The organism is Alteromonas sp. BZK5 (genome assembly GCF_014349115.1).
Classification (GTDB): Bacteria; Pseudomonadota; Gammaproteobacteria; order Enterobacterales; family Alteromonadaceae; genus Alteromonas; species Alteromonas macleodii.
Map to the genome: position 1 here is coordinate 1 of NZ_JACSOE010000178.1, position 3,372 is coordinate 3,372.

Here is a 3,372-nt window from a genome sequence, read left to right on the forward strand (position 1 = left end):
GGGTAAGCGGATTAAATGGTTGATCTTACCTTTGCATGAGAGTGAGACAGACCGGCATCTCATCGGATTATCTGGTTGATGCTTCACCTACTGCTGGTGCATGTTTCCTTCGCTAATTCCAGCAAGAACCCCACACGCCTCAACTTCCCGGTCATCGTTGCAACTCGCTCTCAGTGAAACGAGTTGTTTCTCAAGCGCTTGCAGAGCGGTTATCTGCGACCGCACATGAGAGATGTGATCATCGAGCAAGGCGTTGACGGCGGTACAAGGCTGATGAGGGTCGTCCTGATAGCTCTGTAGTTCGTGAATCTCAGCCAGTGACAGGCCCAGGATTCTGCAGCGACGGATGAAGGCCAGCCCCTCACCATGCTTCTCGGTATAGACACGGTAACCGTTGTCCTGCCGATCAGGCGGCGGCAACAAGCCCTGCTGTTCATAGAAGCGGATCGTCTGTGTTTCGACCCCTACCAACTGCGCCAACTGACCAATGCGCATCAGCCTCCTCCCCAACGGATTCTTTACTCTATTGACCTTATAGTAGCTTTATAGTTTAAAATGGTACCACAACATTGTTCAAGTGGAGTCGTATTATGAGCAAATCCTGTGGTGGCGCCTGTGGCGCTGATGCAACGTCCGCAGCGGATACCGATATACAGGCCTCCTCCGAGGCGCCAGGGAGATGGGTCAGTGTTTATGCCGTGCCGAAGATGGACTGTCCATCAGAAGAACGAATGATTCGCCTAGCCCTGAACGGCTTTGAGGAGATTCGGGCGCTGTCCTTCGACTTGTCGAACCGCCGGCTGAAGGTCGTGCATGACGGCGAGGTCGAGCCCGTCACCTCGAAACTGAAGACCTTGGGGCTAGGCGCCTCGCTTCAGGAAACCGTCGCTGCAAATCCGGAGACCATCAAGGCCGCCGAGTTTTCGGCAGCTTCTGCTAAGCAAGAATCCGGGACCCTGCGCTGGTTGCTCGGCATCAATGCACTTCTGTTCGTGGTGGAAATGACTGCCGGTCTGATCGCCCGGTCCACCGGCCTGATTGGAGAATCCCTGGACAATTTTGCCGATGCGGCGGTGTACGGGCTTGCCCTTTATGCGGTTGGACATAGCGTGAAAATGCAGGTACGTGCCGCGCATCTTGCTGGTGTACTGCAACTGATCTTGGCTGTGGGCGTGCTCGTAGAGGTGGTGAGACGCTTTGTATTCGGTAGTGAGCCTGAATCGCTGGTGATGATGGCTATCGCATTCGTCGCATTGATTGCCAATACCAGTTGTCTGCTGCTCATATCCAAACATCGGGAAGGCGGGGCGCACATGAAGGCAAGCTGGATATTCTCGGCCAACGACGTGGTGATCAACCTGGGGGTCATCACCGCCGGCGCCCTGGTCGCGTGGACCGGTTCCAATTATCCGGATCTGATTATCGGCACCATCGCGGGGGGCATTGTACTTAACGGTGCCAGACGCATTTTGGCGTTGAAGGGTTAAATAATGCTCATTATTGGCAAAAAGCTCTCGCCGTATGCCCTATTGTCCATATCGGGCCTGCTGGCAGCGTCTGATCAGGCTGTAAAGTGGCTGGTGCAGCAATCAATGGCCTATGGCGAGTATGTTTCGGTGACCCCGTTCTTTAACTGGGTGCACCTATGGAACACCGGTGCCGCATTCAGTCTTTTTGCGAATGGTGGAGGCTGGCAGCGCTACTTTTTTATCGGAATCGCGGTAGTGGTCTCGATTTTTCTGATCAAGCTGATCCTTGAAAATCGTCATAAAGGAGAAGCCATCGCTTACAGTCTTATCCTCGGTGGCGCCATGGGTAACCTGATTGACCGGGTCTTTCGCGGCTATGTTGTGGATTCCTTTGATTTCTATTGGCGAGACTGGCATTGGCCGGCCTTCAACCTGGCTGATATTGCAATTGTCCTCGGTGCCTTACTTTTCGTTTCCAGCAGCTTGTTGGGTAAAAAAGCAAACACCAATGCCGAGTCGGATGGATCTGACTGACACCTACGCCTATACAACACCATGACCGAACTTCCCGACAACATCCTTCACCTGCCGCAATACCAAGTACTGGGCTGCAAATCAACCGACGACGAAATGCACTTCCAGGTGGACGTGCCCGATCCCATCGCCTGCGAGGAATGCGGCGTGCAGGGTGAGTTCGTACGGTTCGGCAAGCGTGACGTTCCCTATCGTGATCTGCCCATCCACGGCAAGCGGGTCACTCTCTGGGTGGTCCGCCGCCGATACACCTGCCGGGCCTGCAAGACAACATTCAGGCCCCAGCTACCGGAGATGGTGGACGGATTCCGTATGACACTGCGGCTGCATGAGTACGTGGAGAAGGAATCCTTCAACCACCCCTACACCTTTGTGGCGGCACAGACCGGCCTGGACGAGAAGACGGTGCGCGACATCTTCAACGCCCGCGCCGAGTTCCTGGGGCGCTGGCACCGCTTCGAGACGCCCCGCATCCTGGGCATTGACGAGCTATACCTGAACAAGCGCTACCGCTGCATTCTGACCAACATTGAGGAGCGAACCCTGCTCGACCTGCTGGCCACCCGCCGCCAGGACGTGGTGACCAACTACCTGATGAAGCTGAAAGACCGGCAGAAGGTCGAGATCGTCAGCATGGACATGTGGAACCCCTACCGGGCAGCGGTCAAGGCTGTGCTGCCCCAGGCCCGCATCGTGGTCGATAAGTTCCATGTGGTGCGCATGGCCAACGATGCCCTAGAGAGAGTGCGCAAGGGCCTCAGAAAGGAGCTGAAACCGTCCCAGAGTCGGACTCTCAAGGGAGACCGGAAAATCCTGCTGAAACGCGCTCACGAAGTCTCAGACCGGGAGCGCCTCATCATGGAGACCTGGACAGGCGCGTTCCCGCAACTGCTGGCCGCCTACGAGCACAAGGAGCGCTTCTACGGCATCTGGGACGCCACCACACGGCTCCAGGCAGAAGCCGCCCTGGACGAGTGGATAGCCACCATCCCGAAGGGCCAAAAGGAAGTCTGGAGCGATCTGGTCAGGGCAGTGGGAAACTGGCGCGAAGAGACCATGACCTACTTCGAGACGGACATGCCCGTCACCAACGCTTACACGGAGTCCATCAACCGACTGGCCAAGGACAAGAACCGTGAAGGGCGCGGTTACTCCTTCGAGGTGATGCGGGCACGAATGCTCTACACCACGAAGCACAAGAAGAAGGCACCGACTGCGAAGGTCTCTCCTTTCTACAAGAAAACCATCGGTTACGGACTGCCGGACTTCGCAGAGGAACTCAACTACGGAGTCGATCTATCAACCATCTGAGGGTGGTATCAGATTGATGGGGTGAAGGTGCCCCATCAACCATTAAATCCGTATACCC

At 55.9% G+C, this 3,372-nt stretch carries 4 protein-coding genes; 3 read left to right on the forward strand and 1 reads right to left on the reverse strand.

Going from position 1 to position 3,372, the window contains the following annotated elements:
• Window positions 1-87 precede the first annotated feature (87 nt).
• Window positions 88-495: a Cd(II)/Pb(II)-responsive transcriptional regulator gene (gene cadR, locus BIZ39_RS20865; RefSeq protein ID WP_004364961.1), complete on the reverse strand. Its 408-nt coding sequence runs from the start codon at window positions 493-495 to the stop codon at window positions 88-90.
• A 95-nt stretch (window positions 496-590) separates the two neighbouring features.
• Between cadR and BIZ39_RS20870 the strand changes: the two genes are divergently transcribed.
• Genes BIZ39_RS20870 through BIZ39_RS20880 form a run of 3 tightly spaced genes read left to right on the forward strand, consistent with a single transcriptional unit; the run spans window position 591 to window position 3,314 of the window.
• Window positions 591-1,487: a cation transporter gene (locus BIZ39_RS20870; protein WP_020744994.1), complete on the forward strand. Its 897-nt coding sequence runs from the start codon at window positions 591-593 to the stop codon at window positions 1,485-1,487.
• Between the two features lie 3 nt (window positions 1,488-1,490).
• Window positions 1,491-2,003 carry a signal peptidase II gene (lspA, locus tag BIZ39_RS20875; protein ID WP_003821921.1) on the forward strand — a complete coding sequence of 171 codons (513 nt, stop codon included), beginning with the start codon at window positions 1,491-1,493 and terminating at the stop codon, window positions 2,001-2,003.
• Between the two features lie 21 nt (window positions 2,004-2,024).
• Window positions 2,025-3,314: an ISL3-like element ISPpu12 family transposase gene (locus BIZ39_RS20880; RefSeq protein ID WP_004574636.1), complete on the forward strand. Its 1,290-nt coding sequence runs from the start codon at window positions 2,025-2,027 to the stop codon at window positions 3,312-3,314.
• Window positions 3,315-3,372 lie beyond the last annotated feature (58 nt).

What these genes read in the sequence shown, in the direction of transcription:
- BIZ39_RS20880 (WP_004574636.1), top strand. Translation starts at nt 2,025, where the DNA reads ATGACCGAACTTCCCGACAACATCCTTCACCTGCCGCAATACCAAGTA.
- cadR (WP_004364961.1), bottom strand. Translation starts at nt 495, where the DNA reads ATGCGCATTGGTCAGTTGGCGCAGTTGGTAGGGGTCGAAACACAGACG.
- BIZ39_RS20870 (WP_020744994.1), top strand. Translation starts at nt 591, where the DNA reads ATGAGCAAATCCTGTGGTGGCGCCTGTGGCGCTGATGCAACGTCCGCA.
- lspA (WP_003821921.1), top strand. Translation starts at nt 1,491, where the DNA reads ATGCTCATTATTGGCAAAAAGCTCTCGCCGTATGCCCTATTGTCCATA.